Raw genomic sequence first — 23,313 nt, 5'->3', positions numbered from 1 at the left:
ACCATGGCCACCGACGTCGCCGTCCCCGCCGGCAGCACGCTCCAGGGCGCCGCGCGCATCCACGCCGCCCTGGAGAAGGTCGCCAACCCGGCGCGGGTCAACCCGATCCTGATCGGCGCGGGCATCCTCAGCTGGATCGCCTTCGCCGTGGTCGCCACGGCGGTGCCGGACAGCGACCAGCTGTCGCTGCGCGACCTGCAGTCGGTCCGGGCGACCACGACCTTCACCGTCGTCGCCGGGCTCGCCGTGGCCGCCGTGGCGGCGGTGATCTGGGCGCTGACCCTCGCCCGCGGACGAGCGGGCGCCTGGGCGGTGGACCGGGCGTCCAACGGCGCGGCCTGGCTCTTCGGCGCGGGGCTGTGGCTGCTCTTCTGGGAGATCTCGACGGCCAAGACGGTCCTGCTGGCACCGCCGTACTTCGCCGCGCCCCAGCAGATCCTCGACCGGCTGTGGACCGACCGCGGCATCCTCTCCGAGAGCCTCGGCAACTCGCTGCTGCTGCTCGCGGCCGGCTTCGCCGCCGGGCTCGCCGCGGGCCTGGTCACCGGCGTGGTGATCGGCTGGTACCAGACGGCCAACTACTGGGTGCACCCGATCCTCATGTTCCTCGGGCCGGTCCCCTCGCTCGCCTGGGTGCCGATCATCTTCGTGCTGTTCCCGACGTCGTACTCCGGCGCGGTGTTCCTGATCGCGCTCAGCGTGTGGTTCCCGATCACCGTGCTGACCCGCGCCGGCATCCTCAGCGTCCCGCGCTCCTACTTCGACGTCGCGCAGACCCTCGGGGCGCGCGGCTGGTTCCTGGTGCTGCGGATCAGCCTCCCGGCGGCGCTGCCGAGCATCTTCACCGGGGCGTTCATGGCGCTCGGCGTGTCGTTCGTGACCCTGACCGTCGCGGAGAACTTCGGCGTCAACTCCGGCCTCGGCTGGTATCTCAACTGGAAGAAGGGCTGGGGTGACTTCCCCGCTGTGTACGCCGGCATCGTCGTGCTCGTCGTCGTCTGCGGCTTCCTGCTCATCCTGCTGTTCCGGACCCGGAACTGGGTCCTGCGCTGGGAGAAGGAGCTGACCCGGTGGTGAGCGCGATCGACATCAACCACGTGACCCAGGCCTTCCGTAGCGGCGGCCGGGACCTGCCGGTCCTCGACGACGTCTCCCTGCAGGTCCGGCCGGGCGAGTTCATCGCCCTGATCGGGCCGAGCGGCAGCGGCAAGTCGACGCTCATCCGGCTGCTGGCCGGCCTCGACCGGCCCCTGTTCGGCACCATCACCGTCGGCGGTCACCGCGTCAGCGGGCCCGACCCGAGCCGGGCACTGGTCTTCCAGGACCCGACCCTGCTGCCGTGGCGCACCGTGCGTGGCAACGTGTCGATCGGCCCACAGGCCCGCCGCCTCGCCGCCGATGAGTCGCGGCGGCGCGTCGAGGAGTCACTCGAGCTCGTCGGTCTCACCGACTTCGCCGACGCCTGGCCGGCGCAGCTGTCCGGCGGCATGGCCCAGCGCGCCTCCCTCGCCCGGGCGCTCGTCAACGACCCGTCGGTGCTGCTGCTCGACGAGCCGCTCGGCAAGCTCGACGCGCTCACCCGCCGCGCCCTGCAGCACGAACTGCAGCGGCTGTGGCAGCGGCGCGGATTCACCGCCGTGCTGATCACGCACGACGTGAGCGAGGCGCTGTTCCTCGCCGACCGGGTCGTCGTCTTCTCACCGCGCCCCGCCCGGATCCGGGAGGTGATCGAGGTCGGCCTCGACCGCCCGCGTGACCAGTCCGCGGCCGCGTTCGTCGCGCTCCGCGAACGGATCCTCGGCCTGCTCGACGAAGAGGCGACGACGCCACCCGACGAGCTCGAACCGGCCCGCTGATGTCCAGGCTCGCCGTCGTCGTGACCGTCGTGCTCCTGCTCACGTTCGGATCCGCCGCCCCGGCCGGCGCCCACGTCACGGTGTCCTCGTCGTCGACGCGGCCCGGCGCGTGGGTCACGCTGACGTTCCAGGTGCCGACCGAGTCCGCCACCGCCGCGACCACCGGCCTCACCGTGCACCTGCCGGCGGACACGCCGTTCGTGTCGGTGCTGACCGGGGTCGTCGCCGGGTGGACCGTCAAGACCGTCGAGGCGCCGCTGCCGAAGCCGGTCCAGGACGAAGCCGGCAACACCATCACCACCGCGGTCACCACCGTGGAGTGGACCGCCACCGCGGGCGGCATCGGCCCCGGGCAGTTCGGCACGTTCGCGCTCGCCGTCGGTCCGCTGCCGGACAGCGGCACCGTGTACCTGCCGGCGATCCAGCACTACTCCGACGGCACCGACGTCGACTGGGTGCAGCAGGCGCAGGGAGGCGCGGAGCCGGAGCACCCGGCGCCGAGCATCGTCGTCGCGGCGCCGTCGCAGGCCGCCGTCGCCCGGCCCGCCACGGGACCGGACGGCTGGGGTGCCGGCTGGGGCATCGGCCTGGGCGTCACCGCGACCGTCCTCGCCCTGCTCGCCGGGGCCGCGGCCGGCGCCGCCCTGGTCCGCGCGCGCCGGTGACCCGGGCCACGGCGGCGCTCGCCGCGCTGGTGACGCCGCTGCTCGCGGTCCTGCTGTGGGCCTCCCCCGCACAGGCCCACGCCACCGTGGTGTCCACTGCCCCCGCCAACGGATCGCAGCTGGACGCCGCACCGTCCGCCGTGCGGGTCACGTTCGACGAGCCGGTCACGCTGCCGTCGGCGGCCGACGCGGCGAGCATCATCGACGGCGACGGGCGGCGGGCCGACACCGGTCCCGCCCGGCTGGAGCCCGGCCGCCGCACCCTCGTCATCGCGGTCCGCGCCAGGCTGCCGCGCGGCGTGTACATCGCCAGCTGGTCCGTCGTCTCCCCGGACTCCCACCCGATCGGCGGGTCCATCCAGTTCGGCTACGGCGTGCCCGCGTCCACTCTCACCGCCCCCACGGCCGGCGGCGCGCCGGGCACCGGATGGGAGCTCGGCGCCGCGGTCGCCAAGGCCTTCGTGTACCTCGGCCTGGTCGCCGCCCTCGGGCTCGTCCCCGCGGCCCTCGTCCTGGGCGCCGACGGTCCCGAACGGCGCCTCCTGTGGCGGGCCGCCCGGATCGGCGTGGCCGGCGTCGCGGCCGGGTCCGTGGCGCAGGTCGCCGTGCAGTACCTGTGGGAGTCCTCCCGCGGCGGTGCCGGCTGGGCGGGCCTGGCCGGCTTCGCCGGGTCGTCCTACGCCGCCGCCGTCTGGGTGCGGCTCGCGCTGCTCGTCGCCCTGCTCGTGGTGCTGCCCTGGAGCAGGCGGTTCCGCTGGCCGGCCGCCGGGGTGCTCGCGCTCGCCGTCCTCGGCACCGTGGTGCGCAACGGTCACGGCGGCGGCGGGGCGTGGTGGCAGTACACCTCGACGCTGCTGCACGTCACCGCCATGACCGCCTGGCTCGGCGGGCTCGCCGCCCTCGGCTGGCTCCTGCTGCGCCGGCGAATCACGGGCGAACGGCTCCGCCGGTTGCCGCTGTGGTCGTGGTACGCCGCCGCCGCGGTCACCACCCTGCTGGTCTCGGGGCTCGTGCAGTCGATCGCCGGGGTCCGCTACCCCGGCGCACTCACCACCACCACGTACGGGGTCACGCTCATCGTGAAGGTGCTCCTCGTCGGCGTGGCGGTGGCGCTCGGGTACACCGGCAACCGCTGGATCCGCCGGCAGCTCGCCGTGGACGCGGGCGCCGGCGCACCACCCGCCCCGGGGCAGACCGCCCGGCTGCGCGGCCGGGTCCGCCTGGAGGCCGCGGTCGGCGCCGTGGTCGTCGTCGTGTCCGGCGTCCTGTCCGCGACCACGCCCGCCGAGGCAGCCTATGCCCCGCAGCGGCACGTCCGGACCACGGCCGGCCCGTACGACGTCAGCATCGCGGCCGGGCCGCTGCGCCGCGGTCCGGAGACGTTCCGGATCACCGTCGTCGGGCGCACCGACGCCACGCCGCTGCCGCAGTCGCTGCACCTGTCGCTGCGCACCCCCGGCGGGCCGCAGGCGCTCGACGTCCGCTTCCCGTTCCGCATCCCCGGCGCGATCAGGCCCGGCACGGCCACTCCGGTCACGTTCTCCGGCGCCTCCGTCACCGTGCCGACCACCGGCACCTGGACCGGCACGCTCACCGTCGTGGCCGGACGGACCCAGCAGTACACCACCGTCTTCGACGTCACCGTGCGCTGACCCGCGACGGCTACCCTCCTCAAGATGACGGCGGGCATGGCGTGGGAGGACGGGGAGCGGGAGCGGTGGTGGTCGCGGGCCGCGGCGCTCGAGCACGGCCTGGAGCGGCCCGACTGGGACGCGGTGGTGGCCCGTGCGGAGCGGGTCGCCGACCTGAGTCCGCCGCAGCTGTCGTGGCTGATCGCGAAGGGCCCCGAGACGCCGGCGAGGGCGGTGCTCGGATGGCCGCTGCAGCTGATGTGGCGCCGGCAACGCGCCGACCTGGGCCGGGTCGCGGTCGCGCGGTTCGAGCTGGACGCGCTGGGGTTCGCGCTCCGGGAGGCGGCGGAGCAGCCGGATCTGCTGGGCTCGGTCGTGCTGCCGTTCCGGGCGCCGGAGGTGGCCGCGCTCGTCGCGGGATGGCTCGGGCACCTCGGGTCCGCGCGGCTGTGGGCACGGCTGTGGTTGCGGCGGCACGCCGAGTTCGCGGCGCAGGCCCTCGCGCCGGTCGCGGGCGGGCGCCCATGCAAGGCCCGGCGGCAGGCCGAGGCGGCGCTGCGGCACCTGGCCGGGGAGCCGGCGCCGGCCCCGGCGCGCACGGCGGTCCCGGTGGCCTGGACGCTGCCGCGGATCCGGCTCGCCGGCGGTGGGACGATGCCCCGGCGCGACGTCGCGCGGCTGGTCGAGGCGCTGACGCGGGCGCGGCTGGCGGACCCGCCGGAGCCGCCGCCCGGCGATCCGGCCCCGGAACCCGGCGGGCCGCCGCTGGCAGTGGCGTCGGCGGCGGCCGTGCAGCCACTCGTGCACCCGCCGGATCCGGACACCGAGAAGCTCATCGCGGACTGCGAGCCGGCGAGCCTGGCCGGGTTCGGGCGGTGGCTGCTGAGCCAGTGGCTGGCGGACGGGATGCCGCCGGCGCAGGCGTGGGTGGTGCCGGCGCAGGCGCACGTCGGCGACGACGCCACCATGGACGTCCTGGCGCCGCTGGTGCGGACCTGGCCCGGCGGCGGCCGGTGGGAGCGGTCGCGGCAGGGGGTCGCGGTGCTGGCCACGGTCGGCACCGACGTCGCACTGCGGCATGTGCTGGCGATGGACGAGCGCATCTCGGGCGGGCCGACGAAGGACCGGGTCGGCGACTACCTCGCGCAGGCCGCCGCGCGGCGCGGGCTGTCGGTGCCGCAGCTGGCGGACCGGCTCGCGGACACGCACAGACTCGACACCGGCGTGACCCTCCACTATGGACCACGGGCGTTCCGGGTCGCCGTGGACGAGCACGTCACGCCGTTCGCCGTCGACGCCGGCGGGCGCCGGCTGGCGAGGCCGCCCCGGCCGGGCGTCAGGGACACCGAGCCCGGGGCGCACCACCAGTTCCTGCGCCTGAAACGGCAACTGCGGGCGACCGCGGCGGCGCACACCGCGCGGCTGGAGCGGGACATGTTCGCGCACCGGCTCCGGCCGGCCCGGCACGTCACGGCGGTCCTGCTGCCGCACCCGGTGCTGGGCCCGATCGCCCGGCGGCTGCTGTGGGCGCAGTACGGCCCGGGGCACCGGCTGATCCGGGCGCTGCGGATCGCGGAGGACGGCAGCTTCGCCGACCTCCACGACGCCACCGCGACCGTCGACGGCGACGCGCACCTGGGCCTCCCGCACCCGGCGGAGCTGCGCGGGGACCGGGCGGCGTGGGCGCGGATCTTCACCGACTACGAGATCCTGCAACCGTTTCCGCAGGTGCACCGCCCGGCGGTGGCGCTCACCGAGGCGCAGCAGGCGGCGACGGGCCTGGCCGGGTTCGGGCCGGTGCCGACGGACGCGGTGCTGAGCCTGATGCACCGGGGCGGCTGGCACGGCAACGCCTTCGACCTGGAGCAGGACACCAACACCCAGCTGTCCCGCGACCTGCCCGGCGGGCTGACGCTGCTGGTCGAGCTGGACCCGGGGGTGGCCCGCTCGGCCCGCACCGTCTCCCGCGAGCAGCGCATCACCGAGCTGTGGGCCGACGAGTCGTGGTCCGAGCACTGGCAGGTCACCCGGCGGATCCCGATGGGACGGTGCGACCCGGCCGCGCTGTCCGAGGCACTGGTCGAGGTGTACGCCCTGCGCGGCTGAGCCGTCAGTCCCCCGGCGGCGGTTCCGCAGTCTCGGCGGGGATCTGCTCGATCGTCTGCACCGTCCAGAACACGGCGAACAGGCCGGCCACGATGATCTCCAGCCAGAAGAGGGTGAGGACGCCGGTCAGCCACAGCACGAGCAGCAGGCCGGTGGCGCCGATCAGCACCAGCGCGATGACGCTGTACCGGTTCCTCGGCAGTTGCGCCGGCGGCGCGTCGGGGCTGCGTTCCTGCTGGTGCCGGCGGGCGTTGATGACCACCACGGCCAGGATGCAGGCGAACAGTCCGAGCGCGGCGACGTAGTGCGCGGTATCGATGAACCGGTCCTCGGCCGCGACGAAGGAGCCCAGCGCCGACGCGTACACCAGGACCGCCACCGCGATGCCGATCCAGGTCGACCGGCCGTGCCGCCCCGGGCGGCGCTCCCGGGCCACGATCACGACGGTGGCGAGGATGCCCAGGCCGCCCAGCACCAGCAGGGCGAACATGTTGTTCTCCACGTTGGCCCGGGCGGCGGCCTCCAGCGCGCGGACCGACAGGCAGTCCACGCCGTCGGGCAGCTTGTCGGTGGCGACGCCGCACAGCCGCACCGCGGTGCGGAAGTCGTTGTCCCGGCCGGTGGGGACGATCGCGACCACGGCCGCGAACATGCCGCCGATGTTGAGCAGCACGTCCTCCGGGTCCGTCGTCCCGCGCAGCGCGATCATGCACGCGCCGAGGCCGATCAGCGAGCCGACGAAGATGCTCTGCGCCGGCGTGTAGTAGTACGCGCTCACCGACGACAGCAGGTGCCAGCCCTGCTGCGCGGTCTGGTAGATCACCGATACGCCCAGGCCGACCAGGAGCGCGACCATGGCGATCCGTACGTAGCGGTACGACCTTGCCCATGTCTCATGCACCGGAACCCCCCAGTCGCTGGTCACCGTACGGACACGTTCCGTACAACCAGCAAAGTGCTCCGCACCGGGGGCGGCGTCCAGCGTCAAGTCGGCAAGCTGACGGTCGATGCCGCCGCCACCGGTTGGCCGCAGCCGCCGACGGTTCGCACACCGCCGGCGGCTCCCCCGATCCTGCGGGGTGGTCCGGTGTGGGACCGGGTGCCGGCACCGCGAATGCCGCCACCACATGACCGGACCACCATGGGTCCTCCTTCCTCCGGTACGCGGGACTCGTGCCAAGGTCGTTCGGAAACAACATTGGGCGGCGCGCGGCTTGACCGGTAGGTTGTGCGGCGCCGGACAAACAACGCCGGACAACCCAGCAGCAGCGAGGTGACCGTGGGCCGGCCGGAGAAACCCGTCGATCCGCAGGCGGGCCCCGTGCAGCGGCTCGCCTGGCAGCTCCGGCAGCTGCGGGAGCAGGCCGGCGCCCCCGGCTACCGGCTGCTCGCCCGGCGGGCGCACTTCTCCGCGAGCACCCTCGCCGAGGCCGCGAAGGGCGACCGGCTGCCGTCGCTGGAAGTGACGCTCGCCTACGCGGTGGCGTGCGGCGGCGACGCCGACGAGTGGCTGGCCCGCTGGTCCGCCGCCGAGGAGGCGCTCACCCGGCTGGCCGGACCGCCGGTCGAGCCGTTGGAGCCGGTGCCCTACCTCGGGCTCACCGCATTCCGGGCCGAGGACGCCGGCTGGTTCTTCGGCCGGGCCGCGCTCGTCGACCGGCTGCTGGCCAGGGTGCGGCGTGCGCCGCTGGTCGCCGTCCTCGGCGCCTCCGGCAGCGGCAAGTCGTCCCTGCTCGGGGCCGGGCTGTTCGGCGCCCTGGCGGACGACCCGCAGTGGCGCACGATGCTGCTCACGCCGACCGAGCAGCCCCTGGAGGCGTTGTCCGCCGAGGTTGCGAAGTTGTCCGGCACCGACCGGGACCGGCTGCGCGACGATATCGAGCGGGACCCGGCCGCGGCCGACGTCGCGATCCGCGGTGCCCTCGCCGACGGCCCGCCCGGCGCCCGCGCGCTGCTCGTCGTCGACCAGTTCGAGGAGCTCTACACCAGCTGCACCGACCGGGACGCCCGGCGCCGGTTCGTCGACGCGCTGCTGGACGTGAGCCAGGGCCCGGACCGGCGCACCACGGTCGTGCTCGGGGTGCGGGCCGACTTCCTCGGCCACCTGGCCCAGCACGCCGACCTGCTGGCCGCGCTGGGCGACGACGCCACCGTGCTGGTCGGCCCGGTCGGCGGCCCGGAGCTGCGCGAGATCGTGACCCGGCCGGCCGCGCGGGCCGGCCTGAGCGTCGACCCGGACCTGCTCGCGACGCTGCTCGCCGACGTCGGGGACGAGCCGGGCACGCTGCCGCTGGTGTCGCACGCGCTGCTGGCCACCTGGCAGCGGCGCACCGGGCCGGCGTTGACCCTGCGGGAATACCAGGCCAGCGGCGGGGTCCGCGGCGCGATCGCGCAGAGCGCCGAACGGGTCCACGCGAGCCTCGACGAGACGGAGCGGCAGGCCGCCCGGCGGATCTTCGTGCGGCTGGCGGCGCTCGGCGACGGCACCGAGGACACCCGGCGGCGCATCGCCCGGACCGAGCTGGACGGCATCGCCGACGAGGCGGTCACCGAGCGGGTCCTCGCCGAGCTGGCCGAGGCCCGGCTCGTCGTGCTCGGCGACGGCACCGTCGAGGTCGCCCACGAGGCGCTCATCCGGGCCTGGCCGCGGCTGCACCGGTGGCTCACCGACGACCGCGCCGACCTGGCCGTGCACCGGCGGCTGACCGGGGCGGCGCAGACCTGGGCAGCGCTGTCCAACGACGCCGGCGCGCTGTACCGCGGCGCGCAGCTGGTCGCCGCCCGCGGCCTCGCCGAGGAGCGGCCCGGCGAGCTGAACCGCCTGGAGCAGGCGTTCCTGCGCGCCAGCAACGTCTGGGCGGAGGCCGAGCAGCGCACCGCCCGGCGCCGCGCCCGGCTGCTGCGGCGGCTCGTCGCCGGGGTGGCCGCGCTGCTGGTGCTGGCGCTGCTCGGCGGCGGCATCGCGGTGCGGCAGCGGCAGGACGCCCGCCGGCAGGAGCTGGCCGCGCTGTCCGGCGAGCTGTCGCTGCGGGCCCGGTCGCTGCTGGACACCGACCCGGAGCTGGCCGGGCTGCTCGCCGTCGAGGCCGCGGGGCTGCACCCGGACGTGGAGAGCCGCGGCAGCGTGCTGAGCGCCGCCGCCGCACCGCGCCGGACCGAGCTCAACGCCGGTGGCCCGTCCATCGCCGCGGTCGCGTTCGCACCCGGCCGGCCGCTGCTCGCCGCGTCCGCCAACGACGGCACGATCGGGCTCTGGGATCCGGTGCGCGGTGCCCGCCTCGGCACGCTGTCCGGGCATTTCGGGCGCGCCGCCGGGCTCGCCTTCAACGCCGACGGGTCCAGGCTGGCGACGGCGGGCTTCGACGGCACCGCCGGATCCGTCGCGATCTGGGACACCGCGACGCTGCGGGAGGTGGCCCGGTTCGCCGAGGAGGGCATGACCTCGGCGCTCGCGTTCAGCCCGGACGGCAGCCGGGTGGCGGTCGGTGCACCGGGCGGGATCGCGGTGCACGACCTGCGCACGGGGCTACGCACCGTCCTCGGTGGACACACCGCGCCGGTCGCGTCGCTGAGCTTCAGCGCCGACGGGCGCTGGCTCGCGGCGACCGACGGCACCGGGTGGCTCTGGGATCTCGATGCCGCGCCGGTGCGGGTGGCGCTGCCGGGTGGGCCCGTCGCCGTGCTCGCCTTCGCCACCACCGGCACCGTCCTCGCCGGCTCCGCCGAGACCGACGGCGTGAAGCTCTGGGACGTCGGCGACGGGACGCCGCGGCCGCTGCCACCGCTGCCGGTCGACGGCCGCACCGCGTGGACGATCTCCGCCCCGTCCGCCGCGCGGCTCGCCGTCGCCGACGAGAACGGCGCGGTCACCGTCTGGGACCTCGGCACCCGCCTGCCGATGCGCACATTCCAGGACCGGGGCCGCTCCGAGACGGTCTCGGTCGCGCTCAGCGCCGACGGCACCGGGCTCGCCTCGGCCGGGTTCAACGGCACCATCGTGGTCCGGGACCTGACCTCCGCCGCGTTCGGCGGCGCCACGGCCCCGGTCCGCGACCTCGCCGTCAGCCCGGACGGCCGCACGGTCGCGGCGGCCGGCAGCGACGGCGCGGTGCGGCTCTGGCAGGCCGACGGCCGGCCGCTCGGCACGCTCACCGGGCACCCCGACGAGGTGGCCGCGGTCGCGTTCGACCCCACGGGCCGGCGGCTGGCTGCGGCGACCCGGACCGGGGTCGTCACCGTCTGGGACGTCACGGCGCTCGGTGATGCGGTGCCCGCCACCGCGACGCCCGGAAACGCGATGCCCGGGGGCGCGGTGTTCGGGCACGCGGCGCCGCCGTTCGCCGCCCGGCCGTCGGGCCCGACCACCGACGTGGCGTTCGCCCCGGACGGCGGGCTGCTCGCCACCGCCACGTTCGCCCCGGTCGTCTGGGACGTGCGGACCCTGGACCGGCCGGCGGACGTGACGGCCCGGTTCCCGAGCCGCATCGTCACGTCCCTCGCCTTCACCCCGGACGGGCGGCGGCTGCTCGGCGCCAGCGTCGGCGGCTACGTCAACACCTGGGACGTCACCACCGGGCAGCAGCTCGGCCGGGTCAACACCGGCCAGCGGGCGGTCCAGTCCATCGCGGTGTCCGACGACGGCAGCCGGTACGCCACCGCCGGCGACAGCCGGACCATCAAACTGTGGGACACCGCGAGCGGACAGCAGCTCGCCGAGTTGTCCGGACACACCGCGGCGGTGCAGGTGGTCGCGTTCAGCCGGGACGGGCGGCTGCTCGCCTCGGCCGGCGACGACCGGACCGTCATCGTCTGGGACGTCGCCACCCACCGGCCGGTGGCCCGGTTGAGCGGGCACGCCGCCCGGGTCCGCGGCCTGGTGTTCACCACGGACGGCCTCGTCTCGGCCGGCGACGACGGCCGGCTGATCGGCTGGACGCTCGACGCGCGGGCGGCGCAGCAGCGGATCTGCGCGGCGGGCCGGGTGCTGACCCGGGCCGAGTGGGCCGCGCACCTCGGCAGCCGGCCGTACCGCCCCGCCTGCACCGGCCGCTGAACCTATACTCGACCCGGGCGGAGCCGTAGCGCAGAAGTCGACGCGTCCATTTCGCAAGTGGGAGGACATCGGTGCGAATCCGATCGGCTCCGCTCCCGGCCCCTGAGGAGCCGCATGTCGCGCCCGCGCCGTGACCTCGCCGCCGAGCACCGGCTGCGGCGGACCCCCACCGACGTGATCCTGGCGGCGCAGCGGGCCCGGCTCGCCGGTGACTGGCGGGCCGCCTGTGCCGCCGCCGGGATCGCCGTCACCGCCGGGGTGGCGGCGGCCGCGTTCGTCCCGGACCTGGCACTGCAGTTCCTCGCCGGACGGGGCCGCTACGCGCTCGCCGGGTCCGCCGGACCGCTGGTCCTCACCGTCGGCGCGGGGATGTCCCGGCTCGACGCGCGGCCGGTCGGTGCCGACGTCACGTGGCTGCCCGAGTGGTGCTGGTCCGCGGACGCCGGCGAGGCGCGGGCCCGCGAGTACGCCGCGCCGACCTCCCCCGTCGTGGCCGACGAGGTCGCCGCGCTCGCGGCCGGACTGATCCAGCCGGACGAGCTGCATCCGCTGGTCCGGGCGGCGCTGTTCCCCGGGCTGTTCCCGGACGACCCGCCGGACCGGCCCACGGTCACCACCCGCTGGGACTGGCCGGTCGTGCCGGTGCGCTGCGTCGGGGTGTGGCACGGGGTGCGGCTGGGCGGCGGGACGCTGAGCGCCGTGGTCCACCCGGAGACGATCGAGGCCGAGCTCGCGGCGCCGGACGGCGGGCGCAGCGCCTGCGCCGAGGTGATCCGCGCGTGGCGGTGCGGGCACGGCTGGCTCCCCCGGCGGCTGCGGGACCAGCGCGACGAGTTCTTCGCCACCGTCGGCGCCGGGCGCTCGGGACAGGCGATCGCGATGCTGGACGCCGGCTTCGACCCGGGCGCGTTCGACGGGGAGGGGCGCAGGGCCGTCCACCTGCTGCGGCCGCCCACGATGGGCGCCCTGCTGCCGCGGCTGCCCGCCGTCGACGCACCGGACCGGGACGGGCGCACCGCGCTGCATCACGCCCGGATGCGGCGGGACGACGAGACGGCGGCCCTGCTGCTGGCCGCCGGTGCGGACCCGGGCCGGCGCGACGTCCACGGCCGCACCCCGGACGAGGCGCTCCGGCACCGGCAGGGCCGCGCGGTCCGCCGCCGGGCCTGGCTCGCCACCATCAGCGGACCGCCTGCCGCCCCACCGCGGCGCGGGCTGCTGCGCCGGCTGTTCGGCCGCGGCTGACAGCACGCCCGGTCGTGGCCGGCCCCCGCCTCCCCCGGCGCGGGTGATCGACAAGGTTCGCCCGTCGACGGGTCAACGGCCGGCGAATGGGTATTGCCGTCCGACGCTGTCAGATTCGTGCGTCGGACTGCAGGAGGCGACAGGCTCATGGTCACGATGCCGGCCGTGGAGGCGGAGGCCCCGCCCTTCCACGCGCTGTCGGTCAAGGACGCGCTCGCCGTCGAACACGTCGAGCCGCGGGCCGGTCTGCCGGCCGAGGAGGTCTCGGCGCGGCGCGCCGTGTACGGCCCGAACCGGATGGTCGAGTCCCGGCGGGAACCGTGGTGGCGGGCGTTCGCCCGGCAGTACGCCGATCCGATGCAGATCGTCCTGCTGTGCGCCGGAATCGGCTGCCTGTACCCGCTCAAGCAGGTCGGCACGGGCCTCCTTCTGCTGCTGCTGACCCTGCTCAACGCGGTGCTGGGGCTGCGCCAGGAGGGCAAGGCCGCGGCCGCCGTCAGCGCGCTGCAGCAGATGATGATCGTCAAGGCGCGGGTACGGCGGGACGGGCAGCTGGCCGAGCTCGCGGCCGAGGAACTCGTCCCGGGTGACGTCGTGCTGATCGAGGCCGGCGACCTGGTGCCGGCCGACGGGCGGCTGGTCAGGTCCGCCGGGCTCGAGGTCGACGAGTCCGCGCTGACCGGTGAGAGCCTCCCGGTCGCCAAGGACGCGGAGACCGTCGCCGTCGCCGATGCGGCGCTGGGCGACCGGGTCGACATGGTGTACATGAACACCAACGTCACCCGCGGCACCGGTGAGTTCGTGGTCACCGCCACCGGGATGGCGACCGAGGTGGGCCACATCTCCGGGATGCTGCAGGCCGAGCGGGACACCGAGACCCCGCTGACCCGGCAGCTGGCGCGGCTGACCAACCAGATCCTCATCGTCGCCGGCGTCGCCCTCGCGCTGTCGATCGCGCTGAACCTGTCCCGGGGCAACTCCTTCAACGCGGTGTTCCTGGCCGCCGTCGCCTTCGCCGTCTCGGCCATCCCGACCGGCCTGCCCGCGGTCGTGACGACGATCCTGTCGATGGGCACCCAGCTGCTCGCCCGGTCCAACGCCATCGTCAAGCGGCTGCGCTCGACCGAGACGCTCGGCTCCACCTCCGCCGTCAACTCGGACAAGACCGGGACGTTGACGCTGAACCAGATGACCGCCGTCGAGCTGACCATCCCCGGCCGGCGGTACGTGGTGACCGGCAGCGGCTACCGCACCGACGGCGACATCCGGCACGCGGCCGGCCAGCCCGACATCCCCCTCGAACCGTTCCTGCTGCCGCTCGCGCTCGCGGGTGACGCGGTCGTCCGCGACGGCGAGCTGATCGGCGACCCCACCGAGGGCGCGCTGGTCGTCCTCGCCGAGAAGGGTCACCTCGACGTCGTCTCGACCCGGCAGCGGTACCCCCGCCTGGCCGAGGTGCCGTTCGACGCCGCGTACAAACTCATGGCGACGTTCCACCGCATGACCGACGACGCCGGCAACGACGTCGTGCGCGCCTATGTCAAGGGCGCCCCGGACCAGCTGCTGGCCCGCGCGGCGGCGGTGGTCTCCCCCGGCGTGGCCACCACCCTGCTCAACGACGAACTGCGCGAGCGGTACCTCGCCGAGAACGAGCGGCTCGCCGCGCAGGGGCTGCGGGTCATGGCCACGGCCCGCAAGGACTTCGCGCCGACCACGTTCGACCCGCAGGCCGCGCTCCTCGACGCGCTCGACGAGCTGACCCTGCTCGCCCTGGTCGGCATCGTCGACCCGCCACGGCCGCAGGCGAAGGCCGCGATCGCCACGGCGCAGGCCGCCGGCCTGCGCGTCCGCATGATCACCGGGGATCACGCCGGCACCGCCTCGGCCATCGCGTCGCAACTCGGCATCGACGGCCGGGTCATCACCGGCGCCGAGTTCGCAGCGATGAGCGACGAGCAACTGATCCGCGACGTCGGCGACATCGGGGTGATCGCCCGGGTGACCCCCGAGCACAAGGTCCGCCTCGTGGACATCCTGCAGCGCCAGGGCCAGATCGTCGCGATGACCGGCGACGGCGTCAACGACGCGCCCGCCCTGAAACGCGCCGACATCGGCATCGCGATGGGCATCACCGGCACGGAGGTCTCGAAGGAGGCCGCCGCGATGATCCTCACCGACGACGACTTCGCCACCATCGTCAAGGCGGTGGAGATCGGCCGGGCGCTGTACGACAACCTGAAGCGCTACGTCTTCTTCCAGATGGGCGCGCTCGTCGGGTTCATCGCCACGTTCCTCGGCGCCAGTATCTTCAACATCGCCACCGGCGTGCCGTTCCTGCCGCTGCAGACGCTCTGGGTCAACTTCACCACCCAGGTGTTCCAGGCCATCGGCCTCGGGTCCGGCAAGCAGGACGCCGACATCATGCGGCGGCCGCCGCGCCGCGCCGACGAGCCGCTGCTGCCCACCCGCACCCTGCTCTGGCTCGCCTTCCTCGGCCTGGTCATGGGGGCGGCCACCCTGGCTGTCATCGCCTGGGCCGGCGACGTGCACGGGATGGACGTGGCCCGCACCATGGGCCTGGCGACCTTCTCGATCCTCAACCTGTTCCTGTCGTTCACCGTCCGCAGCGACGTGCGTTCCGTCTTCACCCTCGAGACCTTCGACGACCACCGGTTCCTCGTCGCCAGCGGCATGTCGGTGATCGCGATCGTCGTCGCGACCGAACTCGGCCTGCTGCAGCGCCTGCTCAACACCGTCAGCCTCGACCTCACCCAGTGGATCGTGTGCGTCGCCGCCAGCCTGTCGATCATCGTGGTCACCGAGCTGCGCAAACTGGTGCTGCGCCACCGCAGCGCCGCCGCCGGGCAGGAGGAGCGTCCATGACCGACCGGGTTGCCAAGCGCATCGCCGAGCTGATCGCACCGTTGCGGGTCGAGCCGGGCACCAGGGTCCGGCTGCCCCGGCACCACGATCCCGCGTACACCGGACCCCTGGCGAGCAAGCAGGACGGTGCCGAACTGCTCCAGCGCGGGGTCACCCTGCTGACCGACTACCAGGCGCGGCTCGCCGCGGAGAAGCGGCGCGGCCTGCTCGTCGTGCTGCAGGGGCCCGACGCCGCCGGCAAGGACGGCACGATCCGGCACGTGATGAGCGGCGTCAACCCGCAGGGCGTGCACGTGCACAGCTTCAAGGTCCCGTCGGCGGAGGAACTCGACCACGACTACCTGTGGCGCTTCGCGCAACGACTGCCCGGCCGCGGCGAGATCGCCATCTTCAACCGGTCGCACTACGAGGACGTGCTCGTCGTCCGGGTCCACCCCGAGCTCCTGGACCCGCAGAAACTGCCCTCGACCTCATCCGGCATCTGGAAGCAGCGGTTCCGGGCCATCAACGACTGGGAGCGGCACCTGACCGACAACGGCTTCCGGGTGGTGAAGCTGTTCCTCAACCTGTCCCGCGACGAGCAGCGGGACCGGCTGCTGGACCGGATCGACCGGCCCGAGAAGAACTGGAAGTTCTCCGCCGCCGACCTGCGCGAGCGGCAGAGCTGGGACGCCTACCAGTCGGCGTACTCCGACATGCTGTCGCACACGAGCACGGCCTGGGCGCCCTGGTATGTCATCCCCGCCGACCACAAGTGGTTCGCCCGGATCGCCGCGGCGGCCGTGATCGCCGACGCGCTCATCACGCTCGACCCGCACTACCCCACGGTCGACCCGTCGGCCCGCCGCGAGCTGCTCTGCGCGAGGACGGCACTGCGCGCGGAAGGCTGATCCCGGTGTGTCCGGCCCTGCGTGCCGGCGCCGCACCAGGCCCGGCCGGCGCCGTCATCCCGCGTGGGCGAGGTGGTTCCACGGCCGGGTAGCCAGCGTTGCAGGTGGCTGGGATGCCCGCCGGGTCAGGAGCTCAGCCGTTCGACCAGCTCAGCCGTTCGACACCACAGGAGAGGAACGACCATGAGCGAAATGATCGCGATCGAGTACGACGACGTCGCCACGGCGAGGACCGCCCGGGAGAAGGTCATCGACCTGCAGCGGCAGGGGCTCATCAGCCTGCGCGACGCCGCCGTCGTGGAGGTCAACGCCGGCGGCAAGGTCAAGGTGCACCAGGCGGCATCCGCGACCGGCGCCGGCGCGGCCAGCGGCGCCATGTGGGGCGGTCTCATCGGACTGCTGTTCCTCGCCCCGTTCATCGGCATGGCGGTGGGTGCCGGGGCCGGTGCGCTGGCCGGGAAGAGCGTCGACGTCGGCGTCGACGACAAGTTCATGAAGGAGCTCGCCGCGACACTGCAGCCCGGCACGGCGGCGCTCTTCCTCCTCGTCGACCAGATCACCGTCGACAAGGTCGTGGCCGAGATGGCATCGCTGCACCTCGGCGGCCGGCTGCTGCGCAGTTCCCTGAGCCACGACGCGGAGCAGCAACTGAACGAGGCCGTCGAGGCCGCCCGCCTGGCCCACGTCTGACGCCGGCTGAAACGACCCGGGATCGCGGCCACATCGCCGCGGTCCCGGGTCGCCGCATGTCGGGGACCGCTCAGCGCGTCAGGTCCATCAGGTGGTGCTCGACCTCGTGGACGGTGTGCCGGCCGAGCCACAGCATCGTGCGTGACTCGACGACCGGCCAGTTGTAGATCCCGGTGCGGTCCCACTGCGCCGGGCGCAGCGCGGTGAAGGCCCGCGCCAGGTCGTCCGCGGCCGCCGCCAGCTCCGCCACCACGACCCGCGGGTCCTGCGCGTTGTACGCGTCGGAGACGACCAGCTCCTCCCGGCCCATCGCGGCGAACTCCGGGTCGTCGGTGCGCAACGCCAGGTCCAGCCGGTGACCCTGCACCCGCAGGACGTCACGGACATGGCAGGTGTACTCCAGCGGCGACCACACCTCGGGCGAGGGCCGCCGCCGGGGGTCGGGGATCCCGGCGAGCGCGGCGCCGAAGCGCGGCCCCGCCGCCGCCAGCCGGCCCGGCAGGTCCCGCGCCGTGACGCTGTCGTAGGCGAACCCGCACTCACCGCAGTGATCCACGCCGCCCACGATATCTTGCTGCAAATGTCCTACAATCCAGCTGTCCTACATTTGGAGGTCACTGGATGCTGTCGAGTCCCCGGCGGGGCGTGCCGCTCGCCACGCAGGTCGCCACGCAGTTCAGGGCGCTGATCGAGGCAGGCGACTGGCCGGTCGGCGGCCGGATCCCGCCCGAGCACCGGCTCACCGAGGAGCTCGGGGTCAGCCGCAACACCGTGCGGGAGGCGTTGAGCGCGCTCGTGCACCTCGGGCTGCTGGAAGCCCGGCCGGGTGACGGGACCTACGTGCGGGCCGACAGCGAGCTGCAGGTCTCGCTCGGCCGCCGGGTCGCCGCCGCCGACCCGGACGACGCGTTCGAGGTCCGGGCCCTGCTCGAGCACCGCGGCGCCCGCCGGGCCGCCATGCACGCCACCGCCGAGGACGTGGCCCGGCTCCGGGAGCTCCTCGAACACCGCGACGCCGCCCGGGCCGCCGGCGACCTGCCCGGCTTCGTCGAGGCCGACTTCGCGTTCCACCGCGCGGTCGTCATCGCCGGCGGCAATCCGCTGCTCGCGGAGCTGTACCAACACCTCAGCCCGGTCATCACCCAGACCATCAACGACACCGCCGCACTGGACGAGGACCGGGCCGTGCACGAGCTGCACCACCGCCTCGTCGACGCGATCGCCGCCGGCGACCCCACCGTGGCCGAGGCGTGCAGCGTCGCGCTCGTCGACGAGGGTCGCGACATCCTGCACGGGAGCCCCTCATGACCGTCTCTGTTGCCCCGCCCTCTGCCGGGACCCGCCCCCGGGTCGGCCTGCTCGTGGTGGGCATCCTGCTCATCGCCACGAACCTGCGGGCCGCGCTGACCTCGGTCGGCCCGGTGCTCGACGACGTCCGCGCCGACCTGGGCCTGACCGCCACCGCCGCGGGCGTGCTGACCGCGCTGCCGCTGCTCGCCTTCGCGGGCTTCTCCCCGCTCGCGCCGCTGGTCGCGCGCCGGCTCGGGCTGGAACGCACCATCGGCCTCGCCCTGGCGGTGCTCGCCGCCGGCATCGTGCTGCGCTCCGTGCCGGTCACCGGCGCGATCTGGGTCGGCACCGTCGCGCTCGGCGCGGCGATCGCCGGCTTCAACGTGCTGCTGCCCAGCCTGGTCAAGCGCGACTTCCCGGACCGGGTGGCGCAGCTGTCCGGCTCCTACTCCGCCACCCAGAGCATCGTCGCGGCCGTCGCCTCCGGCGTGGCGGTGCCGATCGCGGGCGACTCCCCCGGCGGCTGGCGGATCGCCCTGGGCTGCTGGGTCGGCCTGACCGTCGTCGCGGCGGCGTTCTGGCTGCCGCAGCTGCGCGCCCACCGGTCCTTCGCCGCGGCGTCCCTGGCCGGGGCCGCGCACCGTTCACCGTGGCGCAGCGCCATCGGCTGGCAGGTCACCCTGTTCATGGGCCTGCAGTCACTCGTCTTCTACGTGATGGTCGCGTGGCTGCCCACCATCGAGCAGTCCCACGGCGTGACCGCGACGACCGCCGGCTGGCACCTGTTCGGCTACCTCATCGCCGCGGTCGCGGCGAACCTGGCCGCACCACACCTCATGCGCCGCCTGTCCGACCATCGACTGGTCGCCCTCCTGTGCGCCGCGCTCATCCTGATCGGCGTCGGCGGCCTGCTCCTGGCGCCCGGCGCCGCCGTGGTCTGGCTGATCAGCGCCGGCTTCGGGGCGGGCCTGTCACTCGTGCTGTGCCTGTCACTGTTCAGCCTGCGCGCCGTCGACCACCAGCAGGCCGCGGCGCTGTCCGGGATGGCCCAGTCGATCGGCTACCTGCTCGCCGCGTCCGGCCCGGTGCTCATCGGTGCACTGCGCGACGCCAGCGGCGGCTGGACCCTGCCGCTGACGGTGCTGTGCGTGGTGATCGCGGTGATGGGCGGCTTCGCGTTCCAGTCCGGCCGGGACCGGGTGATCGGCTGACGGCCCTCGCGTTCCGGCCCGCTTCTCATGATCCGGTAGGCCTTGTGTACCCCTGGGTGTACAGGCTCTACCGGATCATGGGGTAGCTACGACCGCGTAGCCACGATCGTGTGCCTGGCCGGGCTGGTCAGCCGTGTTCGAGGGTGAGGCGGCTGGCGTAGAGGCGTTCGGCGGGGGTGTCGGACCAGGCGGCCCCGCTCAGTTCTTCCGGGGTGGTGACGCCGGCCAGGTCCAGGGCGGCCCGCACCCGCTCGACCAGGTCGGCCGTGACGTCGGCGCCCGGCGCGGCGGCCACCCGGGCACCGTACTGGTCGGACCAGCCGAACCGGGCGGTCACCCGCTCCCGCGAGAACCGGCCCTCGACGACCATGTCACCGTCACGACGGGTCAGCCGGAAGCGGGCGGTGCGGGCGTACGGGTACAGCAGCGGCAGTGCCGAACTCCAGGACGCGAACAGCGTGCGCAGCTCATCGATCGTCCCGTCGAGGGTGGTCGACGGGGAGTGCGGGTAGGACATCATCCCGAGCAGCGTCTCGGCCTGCGGCGCTTCCACGTCCGGTTCGGTGATCCACAGCTCGTCCGGGCTCCAGTCGTCCGGCGACATCATCCACTTCTGGTCGTTGTAGATGACGGTCTCCCGGGGTTCGGTCGGCTCGACCAGGAGCTGGACCTCCCCGCTGAGGCGGGCGGACAGGGTCAGCGTCGTGCGGGCGCCGCGCCAGCGGGCGAACGGCTCCCGGTCCATGTCGCCGACGAGCGGCGGGTGGCCGAGCGCGGCGACCGCCCCGGCGAGGGCCTGCCGGAACACCTGTGGCACCTCGGCCGCGGCGACCGGCAGGGCCACGCTCACCGCGTTGACCTCGCCGTGCCCACGGTGGCCGGCGTGATAGGTCAGGGCGCTGACCCGCTCGCCGCCGCCCGCGGTGAGCCGCCGGCCGGTGGACGACTCCTGCCAGCCCTGCTCGGCCACGAGACGGTCGAACGCGGCCTGCGACCAGTCGTCGATCCCGTCGGCGAGCAGCGTGCACCATTGCCGCCACGCGGGTGAGGGCGACGGCAGGAGGGTGGCCGGGTCCGGGTCCGGCGCCGCCTGCTTGGCATCGGCCGTGACGGTGCTCAGCCGCGGTGCGCGCAGCCCGTTGTTGTTGAACGAGCTGTACGTCAGCGCGGCCGGATCCGCGATCCCGCGCACCTCCCGCAAGGTCCGCACGATCACGTCGGCCAGCCGGGTCGCGGTGGCCGGGTCCAGCGGCGCGGACGCCTCCGGCTGGGCCATGGTTTCGGTCTCGTCGGACGACGCCCAGCCCAGCGCCGTCAGCGCCGCCTCGGTCTCCGAACCCGGCTCGCCGGGCGTGGTGTGGACCAGCACCGACGGCCCCTTGACGGTGATGCCGGTGCCGAACCGGATGAACTGCACGAAGGCGCCCGCGCCGTCGAGCGCGATCGCGTCCTCGGGCCGCAACCGCACCAGCGCGTCGGCGAGCTCATCCCCCACCGCGGCCCATCCATGGTGATCCTGGGACATCGATCTACTCCTGTCTCAACCGTTGTCGATGAAGACGACGACCGACCCGGCCGGCGCCGGGCGCCGCCACTGCGCGGCCTCGTCGGAGAACCAAAGCTTGTGCTCCCGCCAGGGCAGGATGCCGCCGGCGGCGGAACCGGCCGTGGGCCCCGGAGTCGGTCTCCATGTGCCAGCCGAGCGTGCTCAGATGGTCGGCCAGGCGCTCGATCATCACGGCCGGCGCGGCGCCGTCGGTGGCCGTCACCACGAACTCGGCCGTGCAGTTGCCGCTGGTGCCACCGGAGGCGCAGTCATCGCCCCAGGCCAGCCGGAACGTCGGCGGCAGCGGCAGGATCTCCTGGGCGCGCGCCCTGCATCGCCAGGAGTCGTCCCCGTCGCGAGGACCGACCCGACGGTGGTGCCGATCGCGGGCCCGCAGCCGGTTCCCCACGCCCAGACCCCGGTGATGAGCTGTCCGAGGACGGCGGCCACCAGCGCGGTCCGCCACTCGCCGTGCACCAGCGGGAGCAGGCCGACTCCGATCCCGGCGACCGACAGCCCCTGGCGCCGGCGCGACGACAGCCGCTCGTGCACCGCACCTCCCCCGTCCCGGTGAACGGGTGCGAGCTTAGGCGGTGCGCCGCCCGGCGGCTGCCCCGGTGCGGGTCAGATGCGGGCGCCCTTGGCGAGGTTGCAGCGGCGGCACAGCAGCTGGAGGTTGCCGACGCTGGTCGCGCCGCCGCGGCTCCACGGGATGACGTGGTCGAACTCGAGGTACTCCGTGGCCCTGCACTCCACGCAGGCGCCGCCGTCGCGCCGCCACACCTCGGACTTGATGGCGGGGGCGATGCTGCGGGAGTCGCGCTGGGAGGGGACGCTGGCGGTCCGATTGGCGATCCGGAGCACGCCGGTGAGCACTGCGGCGACATGTTCGGCGTCGTCGACCTTGTAGTTACCGCCCTTGGGGATCGCCGTCACCACGACACGACCGTTCTCCGGGCGGATCTCCATGACCTTGGCCCAGCCAACCTGGAATCCGCCGCCCGCGTCGCCGAGGAATCGCAGCTTCGTGTTGGTTGCGATCAGACGCCCGGGATTGGGGCGCGGGCCGGCGGCCAGGAACTTGATGTTGGCGGCGGGCATTTCCAGATGGAGGACCTCGCCGGCCTGTAGCTGCAGGGTCGTCTGCGTGACCGTGGGGACGTCGCCGTCGGCGATGCGGGCCAGGTCGAGGCCGCGTTGCAGCCGGCGGCGCATGTCGGCGATCGCGGTGTCGGTGATGCCGATGCGGCGGACCGCGTCCTCGAACTCGTCGACCTCGTGCTGCTCGATCAGGTCGTCGGCGAACGCGAACGCCACCATCTGCTCCAGGTACTGCAACGCGACCGGCCGCAGCGCCCGGCGGCCGGCGGCTTCCCCCACCCGGTGGAAGCGCAGCTCGTGGGTCAGGGCATCCCATTCGGAGCCCTGCGGACCGGAGGCGGCGAGAACGCCGGCCGCCTTGGTGCTCCACACGTTGAGCACGTTCGAGATCTCCGTCGCGCACCGGGCGCACGAGGGCGGCTGGTCAGCCTGCGGACGGGTCTTGGTGCCGCCGCACCGTCCGCAGCCGGTCGCCGTCTCAGGGAAGAGCCGGATGGTCCGCACGCTCCACTCGGTGCCGTTCCACCAGCGCTGGGATCCCGGGTCGGTGGGCACCGGGTACCAGCCGGGTTCGCGCTCCTCCTCGTCGACGGTGACCCCGTAGTGGGTGGCGAGGCCGGCCAGGCCGGAGTCCCAGCCCTGCCCGATGGCCCGGAACTTCCACTGGCCGTCGCGGCGGTAGAACTCGCCGAACACCATCGCGGTGACCCGTTCAACCCCGGCGATCGGGAACCGGGCCAGGATCCGCCCGTTCCGGGTCGCGACGGTGACCTCCAGGCCGGGAACGGCGTCGAAGGTCCCGCCGTCCATCGAACCGGCCACGACGACCTTGCTGACCTGCGCCGGGATCCGGTGCAGCTGCACCTCGAGGCTCGCGCCGCGCGGACCGTCCCCGGTCAGCTCGACGGTGCCGGCGGCATCGCGCGGCTGGTTGAAGAACACGAAGTCCGCGTCGCTGCTGACCTTGTCGTCCGCGGCGAGCAGCAGCGCACACGGATCCACGGACGAGCCCGCACCCCACGCGATCGACGCGCGGACGGCCGGTTCGTCGATGGCGGTGTTCGCACCGCGGGCGAGCGCGATGGTTGTCATGGCGGGGCCACCTCCGGCGCGATCGTATCGAGCCGGGTTCACCATCAGCGATCA

At 74.3% G+C, this 23,313-nt stretch carries 17 protein-coding genes and 1 tRNA gene; 13 read left to right on the top strand and 5 right to left on the bottom strand.

The window, feature by feature from the left end; genetic code table 11:
• The first annotated feature begins 3 nt into the window (after window positions 1-3).
• From ACFPIJ_RS61445 to ACFPIJ_RS61425, 5 genes are read left to right on the top strand one after another with little or no spacing between them, the layout of a single operon-like run.
• A complete protein-coding gene (locus ACFPIJ_RS61445) occupies window positions 4-1,077 on the top strand; it encodes an ABC transporter permease (protein WP_380128818.1) in 1,074 nt (357 codons plus the stop codon).
• Window positions 1,074-1,856 carry an ABC transporter ATP-binding protein gene (locus ACFPIJ_RS61440; RefSeq protein WP_380128817.1) on the top strand — a complete coding sequence of 261 codons (783 nt, stop codon included), beginning with the start codon at window positions 1,074-1,076 and terminating at the stop codon, window positions 1,854-1,856. The genes ACFPIJ_RS61445 and ACFPIJ_RS61440 overlap by 4 nt, the downstream gene beginning before the upstream one ends.
• The gene (locus ACFPIJ_RS61435) at window positions 1,856-2,521 is read left to right on the top strand and encodes a YcnI family protein (RefSeq protein ID WP_380128816.1); all 666 of its coding nucleotides are present in this window, start codon (window positions 1,856-1,858) and stop codon (window positions 2,519-2,521) included. Before ACFPIJ_RS61440 ends, ACFPIJ_RS61435 begins: the two co-directional genes overlap by 1 nt.
• Window positions 2,518-4,173: a copper resistance CopC/CopD family protein gene (locus ACFPIJ_RS61430; RefSeq protein ID WP_380128815.1), complete on the top strand. Its 1,656-nt coding sequence runs from the start codon at window positions 2,518-2,520 to the stop codon at window positions 4,171-4,173. Before ACFPIJ_RS61435 ends, ACFPIJ_RS61430 begins: the two co-directional genes overlap by 4 nt.
• Before the next feature lie 24 nt (window positions 4,174-4,197).
• A complete protein-coding gene (locus tag ACFPIJ_RS61425) occupies window positions 4,198-6,258 on the top strand; it encodes a DUF4132 domain-containing protein (RefSeq protein ID WP_380128814.1) in 2,061 nt (686 codons plus the stop codon).
• A 4-nt stretch (window positions 6,259-6,262) separates the two neighbouring features.
• Here the strand turns inward: ACFPIJ_RS61425 and ACFPIJ_RS61420 are convergent, their stop codons facing one another.
• Window positions 6,263-7,159, bottom strand: coding sequence for a hypothetical protein (locus ACFPIJ_RS61420; RefSeq protein ID WP_380128813.1), 897 nt, complete (start codon window positions 7,157-7,159; stop codon window positions 6,263-6,265).
• Window positions 7,160-7,537: 378 nt separating this feature from the next.
• Between ACFPIJ_RS61420 and ACFPIJ_RS61415 the strand changes: the two genes are divergently transcribed.
• The 6 genes from ACFPIJ_RS61415 to ACFPIJ_RS61390 all read left to right on the top strand — a co-directional run bounded on the left by ACFPIJ_RS61415 (window position 7,538) and on the right by ACFPIJ_RS61390 (window position 17,019).
• On the top strand, window positions 7,538-11,311 hold the full coding sequence (locus tag ACFPIJ_RS61415) for an nSTAND1 domain-containing NTPase (protein WP_380128812.1): 3,774 nt from the start codon (window positions 7,538-7,540) through the stop codon (window positions 11,309-11,311).
• A 19-nt stretch (window positions 11,312-11,330) separates the two neighbouring features.
• A tRNA-Ala gene (locus ACFPIJ_RS61410) sits at window positions 11,331-11,403 on the top strand.
• A gap of 22 nt (window positions 11,404-11,425) precedes the next feature.
• Window positions 11,426-12,556 carry a hypothetical protein gene (locus ACFPIJ_RS61405; protein WP_380128811.1) on the top strand — a complete coding sequence of 377 codons (1,131 nt, stop codon included), beginning with the start codon at window positions 11,426-11,428 and terminating at the stop codon, window positions 12,554-12,556.
• Window positions 12,557-12,712: 156 nt separating this feature from the next.
• Complete coding sequence (locus ACFPIJ_RS61400; protein ID WP_380128995.1) at window positions 12,713-15,439, top strand: cation-translocating P-type ATPase; 2,727 nt, start codon at window positions 12,713-12,715, stop codon at window positions 15,437-15,439.
• The gene (locus ACFPIJ_RS61395; RefSeq protein ID WP_380128809.1) at window positions 15,436-16,329 is read left to right on the top strand and encodes a polyphosphate kinase 2 family protein; all 894 of its coding nucleotides are present in this window, start codon (window positions 15,436-15,438) and stop codon (window positions 16,327-16,329) included. Before ACFPIJ_RS61400 ends, ACFPIJ_RS61395 begins: the two co-directional genes overlap by 4 nt.
• Window positions 16,330-16,512: 183 nt before the next feature.
• The gene (locus ACFPIJ_RS61390; RefSeq protein ID WP_380128808.1) at window positions 16,513-17,019 is read left to right on the top strand and encodes a DUF1269 domain-containing protein; all 507 of its coding nucleotides are present in this window, start codon (window positions 16,513-16,515) and stop codon (window positions 17,017-17,019) included.
• A gap of 70 nt (window positions 17,020-17,089) precedes the next feature.
• On the opposite strand, the gene ACFPIJ_RS61385 is transcribed toward ACFPIJ_RS61390, so the two are convergent.
• Entirely contained in the window at window positions 17,090-17,575 is a 486-nt protein-coding gene (locus ACFPIJ_RS61385) for a DinB family protein (protein WP_380128807.1), read from the bottom strand.
• A 65-nt stretch (window positions 17,576-17,640) separates the two neighbouring features.
• Here ACFPIJ_RS61385 and ACFPIJ_RS61380 point away from each other — a divergent pair, with 65 nt between their 5' ends.
• On the top strand, window positions 17,641-18,327 hold the full coding sequence (locus tag ACFPIJ_RS61380; RefSeq protein WP_380128806.1) for a FadR/GntR family transcriptional regulator: 687 nt from the start codon (window positions 17,641-17,643) through the stop codon (window positions 18,325-18,327).
• A complete protein-coding gene (locus ACFPIJ_RS61375) occupies window positions 18,324-19,520 on the top strand; it encodes an MFS transporter (protein WP_380128805.1) in 1,197 nt (398 codons plus the stop codon). Before ACFPIJ_RS61380 ends, ACFPIJ_RS61375 begins: the two co-directional genes overlap by 4 nt.
• 127 nt (window positions 19,521-19,647) lie before the next feature.
• Here the strand turns inward: ACFPIJ_RS61375 and ACFPIJ_RS61370 are convergent, their stop codons facing one another.
• The 3 genes from ACFPIJ_RS61370 to ACFPIJ_RS61360 all read right to left on the bottom strand — a co-directional run bounded on the left by ACFPIJ_RS61370 (window position 19,648) and on the right by ACFPIJ_RS61360 (window position 23,259).
• Window positions 19,648-21,045 (bottom strand): TY-Chap domain-containing protein, encoded by a 1,398-nt coding sequence (locus ACFPIJ_RS61370; RefSeq protein ID WP_380128804.1) that lies wholly within the window; start codon window positions 21,043-21,045, stop codon window positions 19,648-19,650.
• Between the two features lie 4 nt (window positions 21,046-21,049).
• Complete coding sequence (locus ACFPIJ_RS61365) at window positions 21,050-21,475, bottom strand: hypothetical protein (protein ID WP_380128803.1); 426 nt, start codon at window positions 21,473-21,475, stop codon at window positions 21,050-21,052.
• A gap of 215 nt (window positions 21,476-21,690) precedes the next feature.
• A complete protein-coding gene (locus ACFPIJ_RS61360) occupies window positions 21,691-23,259 on the bottom strand; it encodes a TerD family protein (protein ID WP_380128802.1) in 1,569 nt (522 codons plus the stop codon).
• Window positions 23,260-23,313: the final 54 nt, after the last annotated feature.

This window comes from Dactylosporangium cerinum (assembly GCF_042653625.1).
Classification (GTDB): Bacteria; Actinomycetota; Actinomycetes; order Mycobacteriales; family Micromonosporaceae; genus Dactylosporangium; species Dactylosporangium cerinum.
This window is presented reverse-complemented; position numbering and strand designations above follow the sequence as displayed.